We start from the raw sequence: 22,630 nt of genomic DNA on the forward strand, positions 1-22,630 counted from the left end.
AATGATAGAGGAAGGAAATAATAATGAACGATGACGTTAAAGAAAAATTTACTTTTTTACTTGAAGAGTTACTTAAAACCACATGCTCAGAATCAAGGGAAATAGAAATAAGCCTTGAACTAAATAAACTGTCTCCCGACCCTTTTTGGAGTGATTATATCTTCTGGAGTGATGAGTATGTAAACGAAGACTTAAGTATAAACGAAGACTTAAGTATCAATTACGAGAAATTTTTTGATAAAATTGCTGAGTATCCAAATTCTAATGAGTATAAAACAAAGAGTCGCATTTTAGAGCTGGCACAAAAACTTGTTATCAAAGATTTTTCTGAAATTAATGAAGTTGATATCGTCAATGCAATTAATGAACTGTCTCCTGATATCAGCTGGACAAGTTATCTTTTTGTCGATAAGACTTGCTTGAAAAATGATGGTAGCATCGATAAAGAGCAATTCCTAAATAAAATATTTAAGGAGAACTGGAATGAGAACTTCAGATAATTCAAGGAAATATATCCTCAGATAATTGCTTCCTGTTTCTCAACTAATAAAAAAGACCCGATCCCTGATTTTTATTGGGATTGGGCCTTTTTAGTCATACTTAGTTTAATTATATCGAGTCTAATTAATCACTACGCAGCGTCTTTGCTCTCAGCAGCGAGTTGACGCAATACATAGTGCAATACCCCGCCATGACGCACGTATTCGCGCTCTTTTGGTGTCTGTAGCATGACGTTGACATCGAAGCTTTCAGTTGAGCCATCAGCACGGGTAGCAGTGACTTTTGCTGTTTTACTTTCACCATTATCAAGACCTGTGATACTCATGACTTCTGAACCATCAAGCTTATAGGTCTCTGCGTTTTCACCTTCTTTAAAGGTCAATGGCAACACACCCATACCCACTAAGTTTGAACGGTGAATACGCTCGAATGAGCTGGTCAATACCGCTTTTACTCCGAGCAAAATAGTACCTTTGGCTGCCCAGTCACGACTTGAGCCAGAGCCATACTCGCTACCGCCTAGTACTACGAGCGGACGCTTGTCTTCTTTATACTTCATCGCCGCATCATAGATAGCCATTTCTTGACCATCTTGTAACGTGGCGCTATCACCGTTGAAGTAATACGTATAACCGCCCTCTTTGCCACCCATCATCGTGTTTTTGATACGGATATTAGCAAAGGTGCCGCGTGTCATCACCGCATCGTTACCACGGCGTGAGCCATAACTATTAAAATCCGCTTCCATTACGCCGCGCTCTTGCAAGTACTTGCCCGCAGGAGAGTCAGCATCGATATTACCAGCAGGCGAGATATGATCTGTGGTGATCGAGTCGCCGAATAGACCTAAAATACGCGCGCCTTCGATATCAGGAATACCTTCTGGCTCCATAGTCATACCATCAAAGAACGGTGGGTTCTTGATATACGTAGACGCTTCGCTCCATGGGTACAGTTGGCTATCGGCTGAGCTAATGGCGTTCCATGCGGCACTACCGTCGAACACTTCACCGTAGTTTTTACGGAACATATCCGCATCGATATTATTAGCGATCAGCTCGTTAATCTCTTCTGAGGTCGGCCAGATGTCTTTTAAGAACACCTCATTGCCGTCTTGATCTTGTCCTAGTGGCTGCGTCGTCAAATCGATATCGACCGTACCTGCCAGCGCATAAGCGACAACCAATGGCGGCGATGCCAAGTAGCTTGCTTTTACATGTGAGTGAATACGACCTTCAAAGTTACGGTTACCTGAGAGTACAGCAGCGGCGACCAAATCTTTTTCTTCAATGCCTTTTTCGATCGACTCTAAGAGCGGTCCTGAGTTACCAATACAAGTGGTACAACCATAGCCGACTAAGTAAAAGCCTGTTTTTTCAAGCTCGTCCATTAACTTAGACTTTTCAAGATAATCAGTCACCACCTTCGAACCAGGTGCCAACGAGGTTTTAACCCAAGGCTTGGCTTTTAGACCTTTTGCAGCGGCTTTTTTCGCCACCAACCCTGCCCCAATCATAACCGCAGGGTTTGAGGTGTTAGTACACGAGGTGATAGCGGCGATAACGACCGAACCATCACGCAGCTTATGGCTTTTATCATCGATATTGACATCAGAGTAGACGTTAGGCTTAGCATAGAGTCTATCGGCTTGCTCTTGCTCGCCGCCTTCTTCATCAAAACGCTCTTTACCTTTGATTTCCGATTTGCGATCTTTGGTCATTTTTTCTAGCGTTTCGCCAAATTTTTCGTGCATATCAGATAAATTGATACGCTGCTGTGGTAAGTTAGGACCTGCAAGTGCAGGCTGTACCGATGATAAATCTAGCTCTAACTTACTTGAATAAGTCGCAGCTGGCGTATCAGCATCATGCCATAAGCCTTGCGCCTTGGCATACTGCTCAACGAGCTTAATTTGGCTCTCTTCGCGACCTGATAGACGCAGATAATCAATCGCCATTTGGTCAATCGGGAAGATACCACAAGTCGCACCATACTCTGGTGACATATTGGCAATGGTGGCACGATCAGCCAGCGGCATACTATGCAGACCTTCGCCAAAGAATTCAACGAACTTACCCACGACACCATGGGCTCGTAGCATTTCAACCACGCGCAATACCAAATCCGTTGCGGTAACGCCTTCGTTAAGCTTACCTTTTAGCTCAAAACCGACCACTTGTGGAATAAGCATTGAGGACGGTTGACCAAGCATTGCCGCTTCCGCTTCAATACCGCCGACACCCCAACCAAGCACGCCGATACCATTAATCATCGTTGTGTGACTATCCGTACCGAACACCGTGTCAGGATAAGCGGTCAGCTCGCCGTCGACATCAGCAGCCATCACCACGCGTGCTAGGTACTCTAAGTTAACCTGATGCACAATACCGGTGGCTGGTGGTACAACAACGAAGTTTTTAAAGGCATTCTTGCCCCAATGCAAAAACTCATAGCGCTCATTATTGCGCTTAAATTCGATCTTTTCATTCAAATCTAGCGCATCTTCGCGGCCGTAAGCGTCAACTTGTACCGAGTGATCGACGACCAACTCACTTGGGATAAAGGGATTAATCTGTTCGGCTTTACCGCCTAATTCAACAACAGCATCACGCATGGCTGCGAGATCGACTACTGAGGGCACGCCTGTGAAATCTTGCAGCACGACACGGGCTGGCATAAAGGCGATCTCTTTTGACGCTTCTGCGCCTGCGTCCCAATTAGCGACCGCTTCGATATGGTCTTTGCCAACAGACTGACCGTCATCCTCATTACGTAATAAGTTTTCTAAAACAACTTTCATGCAAAAGGGTAACTTACTAATATTTTCGTAAGTTTCAGTTAATTTTGGCAAGCTGTAATAGGCATGATCCTTGCCGTCAACACTCAAAGTGTTTTTTACATTGAAGATATCACTCATGGTAGCTTCCTTATCTACTAAGTAGAATGTTATGAATTTATTTTTATGACAGGTGGCTATACTTCTAAATTCTATTTATCTAAATTTTAGTCATTGCGCTTTACTTATCTCGTTGTAAATATCTAACGAGACTTTTTATTGAAATCTTAATAATTAATGCCGCTACCCTTTTACTATAACAATTAACCCTATACTTGTTAACCTTATCTAGTTAGTGAATGGTAACTAATTACGAGAAAAAACAGCTATTTAACGGTTTTGACGTCAACTCACTTGCTTGGTTTTCGCCGTCCGCTACGAAATACATAGCTATCATCATAAAATCTAGGATCAGCGTTCTCTGACCAAAAGTGTGGCACGCCCAAAATAGGTAATGGTGCAAGTTGACGCGGGGTTATATCATGCTTTGATAATAATTTATCCATGTATATGACAAGCTGGTCATCCAAATAAGAGATGCGCTCAGGCAAAGATAATGCAAAGAAATCAGCCGCTACATTAATAACCACGCTATGCGCACACAAAGGTTTGCGCGGTTGTATTAACTGTTCGAGCAAGGCATGACCAAAAATATAAACGGCAGCTTGAGAATGTGTATCACGTTTTTTGGGATTATCCCACTTATCACGCGGTACAACTAAACTTGCCTGCCAGTCAAAATTAATCAATGCCTCACCTATATTAGGGTCAGCGGTCACGAGTATCGCACCATTTTCGTCAAAGACAGTGATAGTATCGCGTACTCGCCCGCGTCTTGCACCTTTACCATCCTCATGACACGCTGCAATCTCTAGCATATGATAATAATTTAGTAGCGCTTTAGTTTTAGGAAAAGTTAGCCAAATGCTACCGCTAAATAAATCATGCAAATTATCTCGCGTTGGAATTTTGCCTGTGCTACCAATAAACTGCTCATAACCTATACCCTCTGGTAAAGCGTTTTGCGAGACAAACTTTAAACGATAATCTTGATTGTCTTCTATAGGTTGAGTGGTCGGCAATGGAGTTTGGCAGTCTTCACTTTGCCACTTTAAAGCTGTATTTAATACTTTGGCAATGACATCTATTTGAGTATCTAAGCTAGCAGTATTAGCTAGTTGCTTATCGGCTTTATTAACATTAGCGTTAGCATCACTCAGCTGCTTTATAGTGGCACTTAGATAGCTTAATTGATTTATGTGAGCCAACCAAGGCGCTTGCCAGTCGATAGGAGCAAAGCTTGCATCAAGTTGATTATAAGAATAAGAGCTTGAGAAATCGTTATTAATCGAGTTAGCAATAGTCATAATTAGAATCTCAAAATAAGTATCTTAGAGTCTGTAGTAGATTGGCCTATGGTATCATAGGGCGCTTTTTTAATAGCAGCTGACCTCTTATTTAGAGCACTACTCGAGACCCTTTTTATGGCCAATTTCAACACCCATCTTAATGGCGCATTTGCCGTGAGTGGTATCGCCGCTTTGACCATTTATAAAACTGGGTTGATAGATGATTCGGGGTTTTTGATGTGCGTAGCGCTCGGCACGATAGGTGGACTCTTACCTGATTTGGATTCGGACAACTCGACACCGATCAAGCTTGGCTTTAATCTAGCTTCCTTTATGTTTGCTTTTGGGCTAGTGATGCACTGGCGTGATGAGTTAAGCCTATTAGCACTTATGGCGTTATGGCTGGCGGGCTATGGTTTTATGCGCTACGTAGTGTTTTATATCTTTACCACCATGACGGTGCATCGCGGGGTCATTCATTCGGTGCCTTATATGGCAATCCTAGGTCTAGGGCTGACTTGCTTGAGTTATTTTGTCATGGATAATGCTCTGACTACCAGCTGGTTTTATGGGCTATTTCTGTTTGGTGGCGCACTGGTACATCTAAGCCTTGATGAGCTATATAGCGTTAATTTATCAGGCATGAAAATGAAGCGCTCTTCAGGTACCGCGATGAAGTTCTATCAGCATCGGGACAAATGGTGGTATTTATTGTTATATGCTGTGCTTGCACTGCTAGTATATTTTGCCCCACCTTTTGAGCCGTTTTGGGAACAAGTGCACGACCCAGCGCCATGGGCTCAGCTTAGAGTAGGTATGTTACCGAATATCCTAGAAGACTATTTTCGTTAAGAGAAATTACTATTATTTGTAGGGTGCTTTTTAAGCACCAGAAAGCTATTGGTGTAAAAATTACTTTATTCAACTTTCAAATAAAACCCTTTAAGTAAATATTTCTATTATTAAAATTTCATTCTAAATGGTGCATGGAATGCACCCTACGATAAACTACATCAAGTCAGAGTTATTATGCAACTATGCCCTTGCCAAGTCTCGCCAAAGTTAGATTTCTTAATACAGCCCATAGCTTATAGCGACTGCTGTCAGCCGTATCACGATAGTTTACTTGATAACAGTAGTGATAAAGCTGATGGTATCAAAGCCGAAAGTGCTGAGCGTCTCATGCGTACGCGTTATAGTGCTTTTGTGTTGGTGAAGCCAGAATATATCGTCAAGACTACTTTACCTGCGCAGCAAGCATTACTTGATACTAAGTCTATAGAATCATGGGCACGTGAGACCAATTGGGCAGGATTAGAGATTGTCAGTCATACTGCAAAGCTAGGTAAGCGTCATGCACAAGTTGAGTTTAAAGCGTTTTATACCCAGTCAAAAGGGCAGCCTGATGGTCAGCAAGCTGCGCATCATGAATTATCTAGTTTCGTAAAGGTAAAAGATAAAACAAGCGAGCGCTGGTACTTTTTAGATCCGACTGTTGATATGAGTGTTAGTCAAAAACAGCCGTGTATTTGTGGGTCTGGGGAGAAGTTTAAGCGCTGTTGTGGGGTTTATTTGGGTTGATTCTTCTCTCACAATTTGATACTTCTCTCTCAAATTATACATACGCTACATCAATATTTTTACAAAATATCTATTTATATCATATACTTATAAATAAGTAATATTTTACCTCTCTCTTAATCAAGCTCTTTCTCTCTCAAAGTTCTCTCATTTGAGGTGCTTCTCTCATCTCATAACCCATTTTGAATGTTTACCTGCTCCAATATTTTTAATTTTTTCCATTTTTCTGAGTTTTGTCAATAGATGACCTACTTTAGTAACTTTCTGTTTTTCATCAAGAATCTCACTAAGCTTAGGCAATAATAAGTTATCAATTTCAGGTCTTGTAGCTTGACTGTACTTACCTATAAAATCTAAGATAAGTTGCATATAGAAAGTATCATCTTGAATTCTATTACGTATATATTTAGCTTTTTTGTTGGTAGCTTCTGCCACTGATGAAGACACATAGTAATTAGGTCTCCGTCCCTCTATGAGATTCTTTCGTTGTAACTCTTTAGCCATTTCTTTAGAAATATCCTGACTCTTTTGAACCCTATCTAATGCTATAATTTCCATTAATGATAGGTCTGTATTTTTAATCAATAATTTACTATAAGCAGGATCAACAACATCTCCATATATAACCAATCTTACTGTTTGAGGCATAGTCAAATCATAGTCAGGTAAAGGTAAATAGCGCTTTGCCTGTTTCTCATACATTTCATGAACACCATAGCCCATTGTATCAATCATATTAAGTTGAACCATAGATTGCGCGAGCTTAAAGTTACGATATTTTTTTGGCCTTCTATCTCCTGATATATAATCCACAGGCTTACCATCAAAAAAGCTTCCTTCACTTTCAAAGATTAAACGATCTGTTTTCTCAGACACAATAATCCTAGAATGCTTGGTATAGTCTTGATGAGCAATACAATTATGTAATGCCTCTAACACAACACGTTGATTGTATTTATCAATCTCGACGGGAATCAATTCATTGTCAGGTAAAATTCGTATCTGAAAATTACGTATTTTTTGATAGAGCTGTGTTGATGTTAGTAGGAAAGGTGGATAGAAATGTTCATAAGCTCGCTCTTCTGCTTCTAGGCTCCATACCATTGTTGCTGGATGAGGAGAAAGGAGGCGAACTGACTCTGGTTTTCCAAGAAGTAAGAGTGTAGCTCTAGTAATTTTACCGTTTTCAATTAATCTAGCTTTGTTCAAAAAATCTTCATCGCTAAGCTCAAGTAACATCTTGCTTTCAAATCTTTGACCCGTTTTTCTAGAAAAACCTTGTTTAGCCTTAATTAGAGCATCTGGATCTAAATCGTCCATCGTCGCTTCTAATACTACTTGTGCTGACCAATCTATCCATTTCTCTTGTTGATTAATCTCATTTAACTTATCTAATCCTAGCGCTACTAAGCTCTCACCAGCTCTAGCGTAATGATGTCCGTTGTAAGATATTGGCGAACCTTTAGGCGCTGCTGGAACTTGAAACATAACAACATTACCCTTGTGATGTTTCAACTCAAAAATATTTCTAAAAGTGACTGTTGGTTGCATCTCTTGAGAAATTTGCTGACTCACTGCTTGTATACGTTCAGAGTTATTAGCTTTGTAATCTGTGCCAATAACTTGTCTAGTTTTATCATCAATACCAAATACCAACCAGCCAAATTTTTGCGCGCGCAAATTAGCTTCATTAGCTATCGCTGAAAAATATTTTCCAATATCTGATAAAGAGAACTCTTTTTTACCTCGCTTAAATTCAACGACTTCGCTTTCCCAGTCTTTAATGAGGGTATCTAATATCGCCAACAGATCATCATGATTCATCATTCACCCCTAAACACTCGCCCCAACCGATCGTGCAATAGCTATCCCTTCGTCAATCGTTAAAAACTTACGCTGGCTTGGACTGTCTTTAAATAGAATATCGCCATCTCGAAAGATGATGCATTCGTTGACGGCCAGCTGTTGCCATTTTTCATTTTTGGTCAAGGGTACGGTGACTAAGATAGTGACTTTATCAGTATCAGTGGTCACATCACCAAAGTTAATCGCCAGCTCATCATCAGCCAACTCCGCCTTGCCAAATGGCGCTTGACGGGTGAGATAAAACAATAAGCTACCCGCATAAGCCAGTTGCCAATTGCCATTAGATATCAGGCAATTAAACAGCCCATTGGCCGATAGATAACGGCATTGAGTGGTCAGAAAGTTGAATAGAGTCCGATCATCAGGACGCGATTTAAAGCTGCTCTTAAGGCGATTGATTAAGTAGCAAAATGCCATTTCAGAATCAGTAGTACCGACAGGCTGGCAGTATTCAGCATTGCCATTGTCTTGCAAACGCTGACAGCGCTGAATAAAAGACTTATTCATCTGTCCATTATGCGCAAATACCCACTGCTCGCCCCATACTTCACGGACAAAGGGATGGGTGTTAGCCAAGCAGTTTTGACCTTGAGTGGCCTTACGGATATGAGCGATGACATTTATCGCCTTGATCGGATAGTTATTGACCAAATCTGCGACAGGCGACTCATGGCTAGGGCGATTATCATGGAACAGACGCAGCCCCGTTGAAGCGTTATTATTGTCAGCGCAGTCACTACGCTCAAAAAACGCAATACCAAAACCATCTTCGTGGCTGTCCGTCACGCCGCCGCGCCGACGAAACCCTGCAAAGCTAAAGCCGATATCGGTTGGGACATTACAGTTCATACCTAAGAGTTGACACATTTACAGAGTACCGCCTTTATTCATTGTGCTGCTATCGCTTATCGCTTGGCTTGATGAAGTGTCGTTACTGATACCTAATTCGGCATCACTCATCTGAGCGAGCAGGCTTGCGCCATCAGCACCATCATTATTGACGCTTTGTAGGATGTGCTGAGCTTGTGCTAGATCGGTTTTTTCAACCCACAATACAATGCCAGAGTTCATGCCTGGTATAGCGCTCAGCGGTTGCAACGAAACCGTAACGCCATTATTGCGTAATAGGTTAGCATGTAGCTCGCCTTGCATATTGGTGTCGTAGCGCGCCAGCTGGTGCCAATTGTCAGCTTCATTAGTCATAAGGGTATCCTTAGATTCTGCAAGATTGGGTTCTGCGTGCTTAGCCATTGCAAGACTTGGAAATCTGTAAGTGGCTAAGACTTTAAGAATAGATAAGGTCAATTCAGAATAGGCCTATACAAAAGGATGAGAATAAAATTAAACCAATTGATTCATTGTATATTCTTTGACTACTACTGTGTGAGTAGCATCCACATTTAACGATTTATTTAAGCGATCGCGTGCCTGCTCAGCTTGTATTACCGTGCTAAAAACACCTTTTATCTTATTATCCTGTTCACTATCGATAACAACGTAAACGCAGTCTTTTGTTTTTTCGACATGTGAGAAGTGATAAGCAGCAAGACGTTTCATCAAATCAGGGTTTTTTACCATGATATTGTCGCCCGTACGGCCCTCGGTGCGATTGTAATGAATCACATTAAGGCGCAGTAGCCAGAATATCACCGCCGCTTTGACAAGCATCACCGGTAGCGCCTGTTTCTCATCAAAGTTAAGCACGCGCTTAGACTCATATCCCTTTAAAAAAGCGCTCATTTTACTACGGTCAAAATTTACCGTCTCGCCTTGCTCAGCATCGCCCCAAGTCGTACAAAAGTCATTGATAGTGATGGCAATATCCATCACATAATGATCGACACTGACCTCAGTAAAATCAAGTAAGCCCGTCAGTTTTGCATTGGCTTGTTGACCATTGTTAGAGGGCAAATTCTGTGCTGGCAGGTTTTGTGATGGTAAGTCCCACAAGGTATTATCAGCAAACATATCAAGATGACACAGACCTTTTGGCAAGGTATCAAGTGGCAAATCCGTATAAGACTGCCAAATATCACCCATCAGTTTGGCTTCATCACCAGGCATAAATTGAATTTCGCGATCACGAACCTCACTCCAGGGATAAAGCGCTACGCCATAATCCTCGCTTGGTTGCAGCGCCTGCAAGGTTTCATGCAGCAGGGCTAACGCTGCGCCAATCTCGTGACACATCGCTTGGGTAGTTTGCTTGGGATGTGCGCCAGCTAAGCAAGGCACTAAGGTAATGGCTTTATTATCGTAATGGATGACGTAGCTTTTTTGGTTCGTATTATCATCTGCTTTATCATTGACTAGAGCCAATGGCGCAGCAACGGGCAGTTTACCTTGCAATTGATTAAGAATAACCGCCATTTTTTCGATATCACTTGGTGGACGCTCTTCAAACAAGGTGAAGACATAAGAGTGATCGCCATCGTTATCATCCGTGGTTTGAATAAACCAGTTTGAGTTTTTGATACCTTGGGTAATAGGAATAGCACGGGCAAAAGATACGCCAAAGTTTTGACAAAATGCAGCAAATTGCTCATTAGTAAGTTGAGTATAGACGGACATGGGCGCTCTCGTAAAAATTAATGAATGAATGGAGATATTGAATAATTTAGAATAAGGCTATTATACCTAAAATTGTTAAGCTTACACCTTGATGCGGCAACTACCTTTATTATTCAAAGTTATTTGGCTTTTAAGGTTGATATCGTCACCATTACTCCATCACAGTTTAGAATAAGCCTTAACAACATTTCCATTATGGTTTTTACTTTTTATTATAAAAACGACTGCGTACAAACTACTTATTCTTAGCAATCTCTAAACCTTTTTCAATCGATAAATACTCAGGCGACTCTGGAATATCTTGATAAATAATCTCGCCCTCAGCAAATATCACGCACTCATTAATAGCCAGCTGCTGCCAATTCTCATCACTGGTTAATGGCGTAGTCGCAAGTATAGTAATCACATCGTCAGACTTGTTAACTTGAGCGAAATCGATAGTGATATCAGCGTCTATGAGAGTCGCTGAGCCAAACGGCGCTTGCCGAGTGACGTAAAACAGTAAAGTTGTCGCATAACTCAGTAGCCAATCGCCATTAGATAATAGACAGTTAAAAAGACCATAACCAGCCAAAAATCGACACTGCTTTGTCAAAAAGTCAAACATCGTCTTATCATCAGGCTTATGCTCAAAACGCTCTTTTAGCTGGTTAAGCAAATAGCAAAAGGCAAACTCGGAATCCGTATCGCCTACTGGGCAATAATAGCGCGACACTCCTTGCTTGATAGCATCGTTATCACTCGCCTGCTTAATAGTCATTTTACCATTATGAGAAAACACCCAAGACTCGCCCCATATCTCACGAATAAAGGGATGAGCATTACGCAACAGACTATCATCTGACTTACGCAGATGCACGATAGTGGTTAAAGCTTTAACTTTAGTGAGGCTCACCAGTTCAGCAATTGGCGAGTCCATAGCCGCGCGATCATCACAATACAGTCGTAGCCCTGTCGGCTCAAAATAAGCCACGCCAAAGCCCTCAGTATGATCATCAGTCAAGCCGCCACGACAACGAAAGCCTGTAAAGGAAAAGCTAATATCGGCAGGGTTTTTGCTGTTCATAGCGAACAATTGACACATAAGGAGCCTTAATATTTTTTTAAAATTTCAATTATCAAATTTTTGAACTTTGAGAGGTTAAACAATAACTTTATTATATATAAATTCAAATAAATGATAGTTAAAAGTTTTGTTAGCTTTGTAGTTTTAAGAAAATTAAAGTAGTTATAAAATAGATAGCTTAAATGTCGATTACCATGATATCAGCTTGCTAATTTTGGTAAAATGCATCGATAAATACCTTTATGGTTTTAAATTAATAAGTGAGACCCTATGCTAGCAAAACGTATTATTCCATGTTTGGATGTAGATAATGGTCGCGTGGTCAAAGGTGTGCAGTTCGTCGATATTATCGATGCAGGCGATCCTGTCGAAGTCGCTAGACGCTATAACGAACAAGGCGCTGATGAGATTACTTTTTTAGATATTACGGCGACCAGCGACGCGCGTGATACTACCTATCATACGGTTGAGCGTATGGCAGAAAGCGTCTTTGTACCGCTAACTGTCGGTGGCGGCGTACGTAAGGTCGCTGATATCCGTAACCTGCTTAATGCAGGCGCAGATAAAGTGGCGATCAACTCAGCAGCTGTTTTTACTCCTGAATTCGTAGGGGAAGCGGCACAAAAATTTGGCAACCAATGTATCGTCGTGGCTATCGATGCTAAGCAAGTCGCTGATATTATGATCGATGGTATCCTGCAACCACGTTGGGAAATCTTTACCCATGGCGGTCGTAAGTCGACAGGCATAGATGCGGTTGCTTGGGCGTCTAAAATGGCAGAGCTGGGCGCTGGTGAATTATTAGTCACTTCAATGGATGGGGATGGTACCAAAAAGGGCTACGATTTAGCCTTAATGAAGCAGATTACTAGCCATGTCAACGTACCAGTAATCGCTTCAGGTGGTGTCGGTAATTTGCAGCATTTAGCCGATGGCGTATTACAAGGTGGCGTCGATGCGGTACTTGCTGCTAGTATCTTTCACTTCGGTGAGCACACTGTTTTAGAGGCAAAGCGCTATATGGCAGCACAAGGTATACCGATGCGCCTATAAGACAGTAGTGGCTGTGTAAAACACAATTTTATCTAGAAAAATGCTATCATAGCGCTACCTATTTATTGATGATAATTCATCTCAGCACATTTACGATAAAAACGATTCATAATAAAGGATAACTCTATGTCAAATTTACAACAACAGCGCGATGCCGTCACTCATATCGATGGTAACTTGCACCAAAATGCTGACGTTCGTGTCGGTATCGTGGTCGCCCGTTTTAATGGTTTTGTGGTTGAGTCACTAGTAGATGGCGCTATCGATGCGCTATTACGTCATGGCGTATTGGGTAGCAATATCACTGTCGTCCGAGTACCTGGCGCTTTTGAGTTACCGCTAGTTGCCCAGCGCGCTGCTGAATCAGATCGTTTTGACGCTATTGTCGCTTTGGGCGCTATTATCCGTGGTAGCACCCCACATTTCGACTTTGTGGCCAGCGAATCCGCTAAAGGCTTAAGTAGTGTTGCTACCGATTATAATATCCCTGTCGCTAATGGCGTATTGACCACCGATAGCATCGAGCAAGCGATTGAACGTGCGGGCACTAAAGCCGGTAACAAAGGCTCAGAGGCGGCGATGGTGGTGCTTGAGATGATCGCAGTACTGTCACAGCTGGATATCGATGACAGCGATGAAGACGACGCTTAATTTGAAGCGCTCGTAGTTTAATCATTTTAAAAAATTAATGAGCGCTATGCCACTATCATAGCGCTCATGCTCTAAAACGGACTGGCAAAATTTACCAGTCGACTACTATTTAACAGCATTGTTTCTTATTAATAATACGCTCCAAAACCATTTATTAACGACCCTATTTAACATATCAACACCTAGGTACTGACCCTTATGACTGACCAACTCAAGCAAGCTATTAACGCTGCAAAAACCGCTCAAAACCATACCGACATGGATTTGAAGTCCGAACAAGCCGAAGCGATTCGTCTGGCAAGCAGTAGTGCTGGTGAGCAGAGCTTCGATATGAGTGAGTCGACTTATAAGACTAGCCACACGGCGGTACGAAAGGCGCGTCGCTTTGCTATGCAAGGCTTGTATGAGTGGCTAGTTACCGATCGTCGCTTTGATACCTCAGGTAAGATGGGCTGGAAAGACAATGCCCCACATGATATCGCAGCGCGTACGCGTGCCACTAATGCGATGCATACAGTACATATTGGCTATTATCATGAGATGATGCATGATATCCCAGAGCAAATTGATGCTTTAGATGCGCTGATTAGCCAGCATCTAGACCGTGAAGTGGATCAGCTCGATACCGTTGAGCACGCTATTTTATTGATTGGTGCTTATGAGCTACAAAACCGCTTAGAGATTCCTTATAAAGTCGTGATGGACGAAGCGATGAAGCTGAATAATCACTTTGGAGCGACCGACGCGCATAAATTAATCAATGCGGTACTGGATAGAATAGCCATTGAATTGCGTAGTCTTGAAGTAGAAGCTGACACCAAAGCCAATAAGCGCAACTCACAAAAGCCTGCGGTTACAAAAATATCAGCACCAACGCCAGTCAACGAAACAGCGCTAGCTGCCGAAACTGAGACAGCTGATGCCTCTACTAAGCCCCGAATTAGCGCTAATAAAGCAGGCATTAAGCGTAAGCGCCCAAGCAAAGCTACCGCTGGCACTAGTACCAAAGCTGCGATTGCTAATGCAAAGGCTCAATCCATCAATACAAAAACAGACACCACGAAAACAGATAATGTAACACCAGCTGCTATCGTTGAAGAGACCAGCACAATTACTATCAACGAAACCGTTAATACTCAAAATATAGAGACTAATACGGAAACTGATATAAAAACTGGTACAGAAACTTTAGATACGGCTAGTATCGTTGCTGCCAGTGTAAGTGAGTCAATAGCAGAGGCACATGATGGTAGTATCGATGATGATACTGCTCATCCAGAAAACACTGTTAATAAAGATAACGACTAGTCATGACTGAATTTGAGCTAATTGAGCGCATATTTCTTAAGCTGCAAGCTGATTTATCTTTGCCTACTGATATCAGTCAAGGCATCAATAAAGGCATCGGTGATGACGCTGCCGTAATGAGCTTGCCAGCTGACGTGCGGCTGGTGAGTTGCATCGATACGCTCGTGCAAGGCCGACACTTTAGCGCAGATTGGGACGAGGTTAACGCGTTAGCATTCTCTATTGGCTATAAAGCAGTTGCCGTCAATATCTCAGATTTAGCCGCTATGGGCGCCGCGCCGCACAGCATCTTACTAGCATTAGCTTTGCCTGAGCGCTTAGCTAATGAGCTATGGCTAACTGAATTTGCTAAGGGCTTATTTCATGCCTGCAAGCTATTCAATGTGGCGCTGATCGGTGGTGATACGACTCGTAGTGATAGCTTAATATTGAGTGTTAGCGCTCAAGGGCTATTAGAGAAAAACACCCCAGCAGTCTATCGCTCAGGTGCGCAAGTGGGTGACAAGGTCTATGTATCGGGTACGCTTGGTGATGCCGCTTATGCTTTGAGAAACCTAGATAATGCCCATAATACTAGTGCTCAAGAGCTTGTCCATCGCTTACATATGCCAACGCCGCGTATCACATTAGGTGCTGCGTTAGCAAAAATTGGCGCGACCGCCATGATAGATATCTCTGACGGGCTGTATCAGGACTTAGGTCATATCTGTCAGCAGAGTGGCGTTGCGATGCGCGTCAATCTTGAGCAGTTACCGGTTAGTGAGCCGTTAGCAAAAGTCGATTTGGCCCAGCGTCTATTGTGTCAATTGACCGGGGGCGATGATTACGAGCTAGCTTTTACTTTGCCTACTAATATCGAGCTACCTATCAGTAATACTCAAGTCACTTGCGTTGGTGAAGTTATCGCTACCGCTGATACGAACACTACCACCCCATTACATCCACAGTTATTTTATCAAAATCAAGCCGTCACTCAGGCAAACCCAGCACCTTTTACCATGCTTCCCACTTTGACGGGTTATCAACACTTTGCAGGTTAATCTATGACTAATGACGCCTCTAACAACGAGCATAAGCCTGATAATAGCCATAAGCCTGATATCAGTAAGGCCAATGACTGCCCGCCCCTGCCTGCTAATGCCAGCACACTTGATACCATAGTTTATTGGCTAGGTATTGGTTTGGGTAGCGGGCTGCCACGTCGCGCGCCTGGCACTTGGGGAACCGTTGGTGGACTCATTATCGCTATTCCGCTGATGAGCTTAGGCTTTATACCTTTTTTGATTATCACAATATTATCTTGTGTGATTGGCGTTTGGATATGTGGGCGTACCGCTGAGCTAATGCAGATGCACGACGATCCGCATATTGTTTGGGATGAATGGTCGGGTATTTGGATTACCCTACTGCCTTTTTCCTATTTGAACGTAAGTATCGCCAACTTTTGGCAAGACATTACTCAGGCGCTATCTATTCTCTCGTTAGCAGTCGCTTTTATCCTATTTCGCTTTTTTGATATTATAAAACCGCCCCCTATCGGCTGGGCGGACGAAAAAGTCGCAGGCGGTCTCGGTATTATGCTTGATGATATTATCGCAGGGGTCATGGCCGCAATCGTTTGGATTATTTTTATCGTAGGTATAATGCTATAGCCAGCAGCATTGGTAATAGAGAATAGCGCTCTATTACCACCTGTTAACTATTCCAATATAAATTAATGCCAACATAAATCGATATTTACTACCTATATGTATTATCGGATATTTAGGTTATAATTTTAAACTATATCTTGTTACACTTTTGGAAATAATATGTCCTTATCTGCGTCTTCATCTTTATCTGTCGTTATTCTCGCTGCTGGCAAAGGCACGCGCATGCAGTCCGCTAAGCCAAAAGTACTGCAGACTCTAGCGGGGAAAACCTTGCTAGGTCACGTATTAGATACTTGCTATCAGCTTGATGTGGATGACACTATCATCGTTTATGGTTTTGGCGGTGATCAAGTTAAGACGACTATCGACAATCAATATGCGCATCTGCCTATTACTTGGGTCGCGCAGACGGAACAACTAGGCACAGGACACGCGGTAAAAGTCGCTCTTGATAAGTTGCCAAAAGAGGGACAAAGTCTAATACTTTATGGTGATGTGCCACTGGTTAGCAATCAGACTTTAACCAGTCTAAAGAGCGCTAATACTGACGGTATGTCGATGTTAACACTGACCGTAGCCAATCCCTTTGGTCTTGGTCGTATCAAGCGTAATAGCAATGGGCATATCGAGGCTATCGTTGAGCAAAAAGACGCTAATGATGACGAGCGACTCATTGCTGAGATTAATAGCGGTATTTATTGTGTAGATAATGCCTTACTACATAAATATTTGCCAAAGCTTTCTAATGATAATGCGCAGCAAGAGTATTATTTGACCGATATTGTAAAAATGGCAGTAGCAGATGGCGTTACTATCGCAGCGATTGAGCCTGAGCATGCGTTTGAGATTGAAGGCGTTAATAATCGTCAACAGCTTGCCAGCTTAGAGCGCGCTTGGCAGAATAAGATGGTTGCTGATTTGCAAGTGGCTGGTGTGCAATTTGCTGATCCAACTCGCGTTGATATTCGTGGTAGCTTGAGCGCTGGACAAGATGTGTTCGTCGATGTCAATGTCGTGTTTGAAGGGGATTGTGTCCTTGGTGATAATGTTTATATTGAAGCTGGCTGTATTATTAAGAATGCACAGATTGGTAATGCTTGTCATCTAAAACCCTATTGTGTCATTGATCGTACTCAAGTTGGTGCAGGCGTCGATATTGGACCTTTTGCCAATCTACGTCCTGATACGGTGTTGGCGGATAACAGCAAAGTTGGTAATTTTGTTGAGATTAAAAAATCAACAATTGGTCATGGCAGCAAGGTTAATCACTTAAGCTATATTGGCGATGCCACAGTCGGCACTGGTGCCAATATCGGTGCGGGAACCATTACCTGTAATTATGATGGGGTCAATAAATCACAAACGATCATCGAAGATAATGCCTTTATTGGTTCAAACTCAAGCTTAGTGGCGCCAGTGACTATCGGTGAGAATGCTACGGTTGGTGCAGGTTCTGTCATTACCAGCGATGTCGATGCTAATGCCTTAGCGTTGGGTCGCGGTCGTCAAGTACAAAAAGCTGATTTTGTTCGGCCGACTAAAAAATAAATAGCACAGCAACGTAAACGTTTTTTATCTAAAAATAACAGCGTAAGGAATGTATGATGAGAAAATTTTTATCGGTTATTTTTATTTTTTCAACTACCGTTCTGTCATTTTCAATAGCCTCAGCGAGCACTACTTTAGAATATGATGGAGAGTGCAACTACTCTGATGCTAAAAAAGTATCAAAGTACTCAGGTAACTGTCATTTTAACTGGGGTGTGGGTATGCTGCCTGATCCCGATAACGCTTCTTACGAGCGTTATATAATGACCTACCCTAATGGTAATGAAGTTTGGATATATATAAACGCGAACGGTTCTGCTAGTGTCAATGACATCACAGCGGTGTCATTAGAAGCGGAAAAAGGGTATAGAAAAGTGATGACTACTGAAGGTGAAGTATTTGAATTTACTCAAGGGTCAGAATAACGCTTGAATGTTTAAGTTTAGCCATTCAAAAGTATCACTATATTATCTATAAGCAGCGCGGCAATATTTGTGGTGCTGCTTATTAGTATTTATCTAGACCTTAGGGTCTGTTGAACATTCACAAGTAGGCACTGCTGATAGCTAAAATGGTTCTAGTCTAGGTAAAAATCGCAGGTAATGCAGATGCCTTGGCTAGATTTTTACAACGAATAGGGCGATTTTAGCATCAGCCTGCAAGGACAGGACTCTTTTTTGCCGATTCGTCATTAAAAAGATCCGCTTAGAGTGACTAAACTAGATATTTTTAATCTAGAATCGCCTAAAAAATAGTCACTGTCAGTGCCACGGTCGAATGTTCAACAGACCCTAATATCACTACTTATTTATAAATAACAAAATAAATTTAATTTAAGGACTTATTATGTGTGGAATCGTAGGCGCAGTTGCTGAGCGTAATATCGCTAATATCTTGCTTGAAGGTCTTAAGCGCTTAGAGTATCGAGGGTACGATTCTGCGGGTCTCACCGTGATTCGTGATGGCGCGCTACATCGCGAACGCCAAGTCGGCAAAGTACAAGCGCTAGTCGATGCGGTCGCTGTCAATCCTGAGTTTTTTGATGGTCATATTGGTATTGCTCATACGCGCTGGGCGACTCATGGCGAGCCTGCACAGCGTAATGCTCATCCGCACGTATCCGGCAAAATCGCCGTTGTGCATAATGGTATCGTTGAGAACTATGCTGAGCTCAAAGAAGAGCTAATCGCCAAAGGCTATGAGTTCACCTCACAAACCGATACCGAAGTGGTCGCCCATTTAATCAATGATCTATACAGCCAAAGCCCTGATTTATTAGAGGCGGTACGTGCCGTTATTCCACTATTGCACGGTGCATTTGCTTTAGGAATCGTCCATGTCGATAATCCTGATGAGCTGATAACCGTACGCTTAGGCTCACCGCTAGTTATTGGCGTGGGTATTGGTGAGAACTTTATCGCCTCAGATCAGCTGGCACTATTGCCTGTGACCAACCGCTTCATTTACTTAGAAGAAGGTGATATCGCCAAGTTAACTCGTAATAGCATTCAGATCTTTGCTGATGGCATTGAGGTGAGTCGCAAAATCAATGAGATTGATGCGCAGCAACATAATGCAGATAAAGGCGAGTTCAAGCATTATATGCTTAAAGAGATTTACGAGCAGCCTGATGCAGTCGCCCGTACTATTGAGATGGCAGTAGATAATGCCGATACTCCTACCTTACGTAGCGACTTCTTACAGCGCCATGAGCCACAGCTTGCTGGCATTCGTAACATACAAGTGATTGCTTGTGGCACTAGCTATCATGCGGGTATGGTCGCTAAATACTGGTTTGAGAACTTGACTCGCCTACCCTGCTCAGTCGAAGTTGCTAGTGAATTTCGCTACCGCAATCCAGTCGTCGTCGACAACTCGCTGGTTATCTGTATCTCCCAATCAGGTGAAACTGCTGATACTTTATCCGCGCTACGCGATACGCAAAAACAGAACCCTACAGGTTTAGTCAGTTTAGCCTTATGTAACGTGCCAACCTCGTCGCTAGTGCGCGAAACAGACATCTATCTACCAACGCTAGCAGGCCCTGAGATTGGTGTTGCCTCTACCAAGGCCTTTACCACCCAGCTTGCCGCTTTAATGCTGTTAGTATTGAAGATTGGCGCTACTCAATCACGTATTGATAATGAACGCCTAACGGATTTACTCAGTGAGCTACACAAGCTCCCTGGTCAGCTGTTTGCTAGCCTCAAGCTAGACGGCGATATTCAAATCATGAGCGAAAACTTTGAAGATAAGAAAAGCTGCCTATTTTTAGGGCGCGGTCTTCAGTTCCCAATCGCCTTAGAAGGTGCACTTAAGCTAAAAGAAATCTCCTATATTCACGCTGAAGGCTATGCGGCAGGCGAGCTAAAACATGGGCCGCTGGCACTCGTTGATAAAGACATGCCTATCGTCGTACTCGCGCCAAAAGACAGTATGTTCGATAAGCTCAAAGCCAATATGCAAGAGGTGCACGCGCGCCACGGTGAGCTGTTTGTATTCGCTAGTGAAGCCAGCAAAATGGTCGCTGAGGATCGATTACATGTGGTCTATGTACCTGATGTCTGTGAGACTCTAGCGCCTATCGTTTATAGTGTGCCAATACAGTTATTGTCTTATCATGTGGCAGTCATGCGTGGTACCGATGTTGACCAGCCACGCAATCTAGCTAAGAGTGTTACGGTTGAGTAGGTTTGAAGCGTAAAAACTGAGTGTAAAAAATCCCCGCTACTGTCTTGATAGTAGTGGGGATTTTTTATTGGGAAACATAGACTGTGTAACCAACAAAAAGTTATCATACTTCAGAAGGCGGGAAGATAGCATAGCGATTTTTATAAAAAGTATAACCCGTTAACGTTATAAATACAGCGATGCCAAGCAGTAAGACTAGCTGAATTATCGAGGCTAATGAGGGAGCAACTAAACCATTCGCGTAGGCGCTATAAATACCAAAATATGCCCATGCCACTGCGATAGGAAAGGCCGCATTTCGATAGCGCAGCACATAGCCTACTACCAGAGCAACTATCAGTAATAATACGATAATCGTCCAAACTGAGCCTGGAATACCAAACCCTTGCCATCCTTGTTGAATAGATAAGATAGCTGTATTCAAGATAGTGGCAACAAACACCCAAGACGCGTAAAGGCTAAAAGCTATGCCTGCTAAAGTAGACGGGAACTCGTCTCGTCCGTTGTAGATTCTATGCACAATAGCCACTAACGAGGCTAACATACCGATTATAAAGAGCGTTGACAGCCCTACTCTTTCGTAAGAAAAAGCCACGATCCATGCCATGTTAAATAAGCTACTGACCACGAATGGCGCGGATATCAATCCAATGAGCCTAGCAACGGCAGGATCTTTGCTCTTTATAAAAAGAGTGACGAGCGTTGCAAAGCAAGCGTATAAATGACGCCCCAAATCGAGAACGCAAAATTATTAGGCATCAGTAGTGTCTGGTATTTCTTTGACACCGCAGCCTGTCCCATACCATTAAAAAATCCAGATGCGCCTAGATAATTGACGCCTAAAGTGGCGAAAAAAACCAGTAAATTTATAACCGTCCACACAGTCGACCGTTTGGAATTTAACTCATTCATTATTTACGATTCCCTTTATATGGTTATCTTTACAACCTTATCTAAAATTATAGTGAACTTTATAAATAAAAGTCACTATAAGTGTAATAAAAGCATAGTTATAAAAGATAGCGGCTATATAATTATAGAATTTGAAGCATTAGTATCTAAAATAATAACATTTAAAATATAGGCACTGAACATATGGAAATTGAGAGCGACATCGCAAGCCCAATAGACATTATCTATGAAGATGAATTTTTGGTAGCGATTAATAAAGAGGCTGGTCTATTGGTGCATCGCAGTTGGCTGGATACAGGCGAGACGCGCTTTGCCATGCAGCTTACCCGTGATGCGGTAGGTTGCCATGTCTTTCCAGTACATAGGTTAGATAAGCCGACATCAGGCGTGTTGCTCTTTGCTAAGAGCTCAGCCGTGGCGCGTAGCCTTAACGAGGCCTTTACTGAGCACAAAGTGACTAAGCAATATTTAGCTGTGGTGCGCGGCTATATGCCAGAGCAAGGAGTCGTCGACTATGCGTTGAGCTTTAAGCCTGATGCTATCGCCGATAAGTTTGCCGACTTGGATAAACCCGCTCAAGAGGCGGTAACCCATTGGCAGAGTCTAGCCCAAATTGAGTTGCCCTTTGCGGTGTCAAAGAAGCATGAGACCAGCCGTTATAGTCTAGTGCGCTTAACACCCGAGACAGGACGTAAGCATCAACTGCGTCGGCACATGAGACATTTATTTCATCATATAGTGGGTGATACTAGCCATGGTGACGGACGGCACAATCGGTTTTTTCGTAGTCAATATGATTGCTCACGCATGTTGCTACATGCCCAGACTTTAGCACTTAGTCATCCCGTCACTGGCGAGCCATTGTTGCTAAAAGCAGGATTGGACGATCAATGGATGCGTGTTTTAGAGGAGTTTGATTGGGCAGAGAGTGTTGAAGTTTCAAGTCTCTAGTGAGGACTCGAATATTAGGCTGTAGGTTAATGGTATCAGTGTTTTAATTTATTGGAATGATCACAGTGTACTTCATAGTGTGCTTACCCTATAT

At 42.6% G+C, this 22,630-nt stretch carries 20 protein-coding genes; 12 read left to right on the top strand and 8 right to left on the bottom strand.

Annotated features, from left to right (window positions below; genetic code table 11):
* Positions 1–23: 23 nt before the first annotated feature.
* Positions 24–500 carry a hypothetical protein gene (locus Q9G97_RS12745; protein ID WP_305899109.1) on the top strand — a complete coding sequence of 159 codons (477 nt, stop codon included), beginning with the start codon at positions 24–26 and terminating at the stop codon, positions 498–500.
* A gap of 131 nt (positions 501–631) precedes the next feature.
* Here the strand turns inward: Q9G97_RS12745 and acnA are convergent, their stop codons facing one another.
* Both acnA and Q9G97_RS12755 read right to left on the bottom strand, forming a co-directional pair.
* A complete protein-coding gene (gene acnA, locus Q9G97_RS12750; RefSeq protein WP_305899110.1) occupies positions 632–3,418 on the bottom strand; it encodes an aconitate hydratase AcnA in 2,787 nt (928 codons plus the stop codon).
* Between the two features lie 269 nt (positions 3,419–3,687).
* Positions 3,688–4,704, bottom strand: a complete 1,017-nt coding sequence (locus tag Q9G97_RS12755) for a DUF3025 domain-containing protein (protein WP_305899111.1) — start codon at positions 4,702–4,704, stop codon at positions 3,688–3,690.
* Between the two features lie 117 nt (positions 4,705–4,821).
* Here Q9G97_RS12755 and Q9G97_RS12760 point away from each other — a divergent pair, with 117 nt between their 5' ends.
* Both Q9G97_RS12760 and Q9G97_RS12765 read left to right on the top strand, forming a co-directional pair.
* Positions 4,822–5,538 carry a metal-dependent hydrolase gene (locus Q9G97_RS12760; protein WP_305899112.1) on the top strand — a complete coding sequence of 239 codons (717 nt, stop codon included), beginning with the start codon at positions 4,822–4,824 and terminating at the stop codon, positions 5,536–5,538.
* Positions 5,539–5,715: 177 nt separating this feature from the next.
* The gene (locus tag Q9G97_RS12765; RefSeq protein WP_305899113.1) at positions 5,716–6,267 is read left to right on the top strand and encodes a YchJ family protein; all 552 of its coding nucleotides are present in this window, start codon (positions 5,716–5,718) and stop codon (positions 6,265–6,267) included.
* A gap of 165 nt (positions 6,268–6,432) precedes the next feature.
* Here the strand turns inward: Q9G97_RS12765 and Q9G97_RS12770 are convergent, their stop codons facing one another.
* From Q9G97_RS12770 to Q9G97_RS12790, 5 genes are all read right to left on the bottom strand, one after another.
* Positions 6,433–8,091: an RNA-binding domain-containing protein gene (locus Q9G97_RS12770; RefSeq protein ID WP_305899114.1), complete on the bottom strand. Its 1,659-nt coding sequence runs from the start codon at positions 8,089–8,091 to the stop codon at positions 6,433–6,435.
* 9 nt (positions 8,092–8,100) lie between these two features.
* Positions 8,101–9,000 carry a class II glutamine amidotransferase gene (locus Q9G97_RS12775; protein ID WP_305899115.1) on the bottom strand — a complete coding sequence of 300 codons (900 nt, stop codon included), beginning with the start codon at positions 8,998–9,000 and terminating at the stop codon, positions 8,101–8,103.
* The gene (locus Q9G97_RS12780; protein ID WP_305899116.1) at positions 9,001–9,336 is read right to left on the bottom strand and encodes a hypothetical protein; all 336 of its coding nucleotides are present in this window, start codon (positions 9,334–9,336) and stop codon (positions 9,001–9,003) included.
* Between the two features lie 138 nt (positions 9,337–9,474).
* Entirely contained in the window at positions 9,475–10,704 is a 1,230-nt protein-coding gene (locus tag Q9G97_RS12785; RefSeq protein ID WP_305899117.1) for a homoserine kinase, read from the bottom strand.
* Positions 10,705–10,939: 235 nt separating this feature from the next.
* Complete coding sequence (locus Q9G97_RS12790) at positions 10,940–11,788, bottom strand: class II glutamine amidotransferase (RefSeq protein WP_305899118.1); 849 nt, start codon at positions 11,786–11,788, stop codon at positions 10,940–10,942.
* 252 nt (positions 11,789–12,040) lie between these two features.
* Between Q9G97_RS12790 and hisF the strand changes: the two genes are divergently transcribed.
* The 8 genes from hisF to glmS all read left to right on the top strand — a co-directional run bounded on the left by hisF (position 12,041) and on the right by glmS (position 20,673).
* Positions 12,041–12,823: an imidazole glycerol phosphate synthase subunit HisF gene (gene hisF / locus Q9G97_RS12795; RefSeq protein WP_305899119.1), complete on the top strand. Its 783-nt coding sequence runs from the start codon at positions 12,041–12,043 to the stop codon at positions 12,821–12,823.
* 126 nt (positions 12,824–12,949) lie between these two features.
* Positions 12,950–13,474: a 6,7-dimethyl-8-ribityllumazine synthase gene (gene ribE / locus Q9G97_RS12800; RefSeq protein ID WP_201570527.1), complete on the top strand. Its 525-nt coding sequence runs from the start codon at positions 12,950–12,952 to the stop codon at positions 13,472–13,474.
* A 198-nt stretch (positions 13,475–13,672) separates the two neighbouring features.
* Positions 13,673–14,782, top strand: coding sequence for a transcription antitermination factor NusB (gene nusB, locus Q9G97_RS12805; protein ID WP_305899120.1), 1,110 nt, complete (start codon positions 13,673–13,675; stop codon positions 14,780–14,782).
* Between the two features lie 2 nt (positions 14,783–14,784).
* On the top strand, positions 14,785–15,822 hold the full coding sequence (gene thiL, locus Q9G97_RS12810; protein ID WP_305899121.1) for a thiamine-phosphate kinase: 1,038 nt from the start codon (positions 14,785–14,787) through the stop codon (positions 15,820–15,822).
* A gap of 3 nt (positions 15,823–15,825) precedes the next feature.
* Complete coding sequence (locus tag Q9G97_RS12815; protein ID WP_305899122.1) at positions 15,826–16,434, top strand: phosphatidylglycerophosphatase A; 609 nt, start codon at positions 15,826–15,828, stop codon at positions 16,432–16,434.
* 159 nt (positions 16,435–16,593) lie between these two features.
* Positions 16,594–17,982: a bifunctional UDP-N-acetylglucosamine diphosphorylase/glucosamine-1-phosphate N-acetyltransferase GlmU gene (gene glmU, locus Q9G97_RS12820; protein ID WP_305899123.1), complete on the top strand. Its 1,389-nt coding sequence runs from the start codon at positions 16,594–16,596 to the stop codon at positions 17,980–17,982.
* A 53-nt stretch (positions 17,983–18,035) separates the two neighbouring features.
* Entirely contained in the window at positions 18,036–18,407 is a 372-nt protein-coding gene (locus Q9G97_RS12825) for a hypothetical protein (protein WP_305899124.1), read from the top strand.
* A gap of 421 nt (positions 18,408–18,828) precedes the next feature.
* Positions 18,829–20,673 carry a glutamine--fructose-6-phosphate transaminase (isomerizing) gene (gene glmS / locus Q9G97_RS12830; RefSeq protein WP_305899125.1) on the top strand — a complete coding sequence of 615 codons (1,845 nt, stop codon included), beginning with the start codon at positions 18,829–18,831 and terminating at the stop codon, positions 20,671–20,673.
* Positions 20,674–20,776: 103 nt separating this feature from the next.
* On the opposite strand, the gene Q9G97_RS12835 is transcribed toward glmS, so the two are convergent.
* On the bottom strand, positions 20,777–21,406 hold the full coding sequence (locus Q9G97_RS12835; protein WP_305899126.1) for a tryptophan-rich sensory protein: 630 nt from the start codon (positions 21,404–21,406) through the stop codon (positions 20,777–20,779).
* A gap of 362 nt (positions 21,407–21,768) precedes the next feature.
* On the opposite strand from Q9G97_RS12835, the gene truC reads away from it, so the two are divergent.
* On the top strand, positions 21,769–22,536 hold the full coding sequence (truC, locus tag Q9G97_RS12840; RefSeq protein ID WP_305899127.1) for a tRNA pseudouridine(65) synthase TruC: 768 nt from the start codon (positions 21,769–21,771) through the stop codon (positions 22,534–22,536).
* Positions 22,537–22,630 lie beyond the last annotated feature (94 nt).

It is taken from the genome of Psychrobacter sp. M13, from assembly GCF_030718935.1.
In the GTDB taxonomy this organism is placed as follows: domain Bacteria; phylum Pseudomonadota; class Gammaproteobacteria; order Pseudomonadales; family Moraxellaceae; genus Psychrobacter; species Psychrobacter immobilis_G.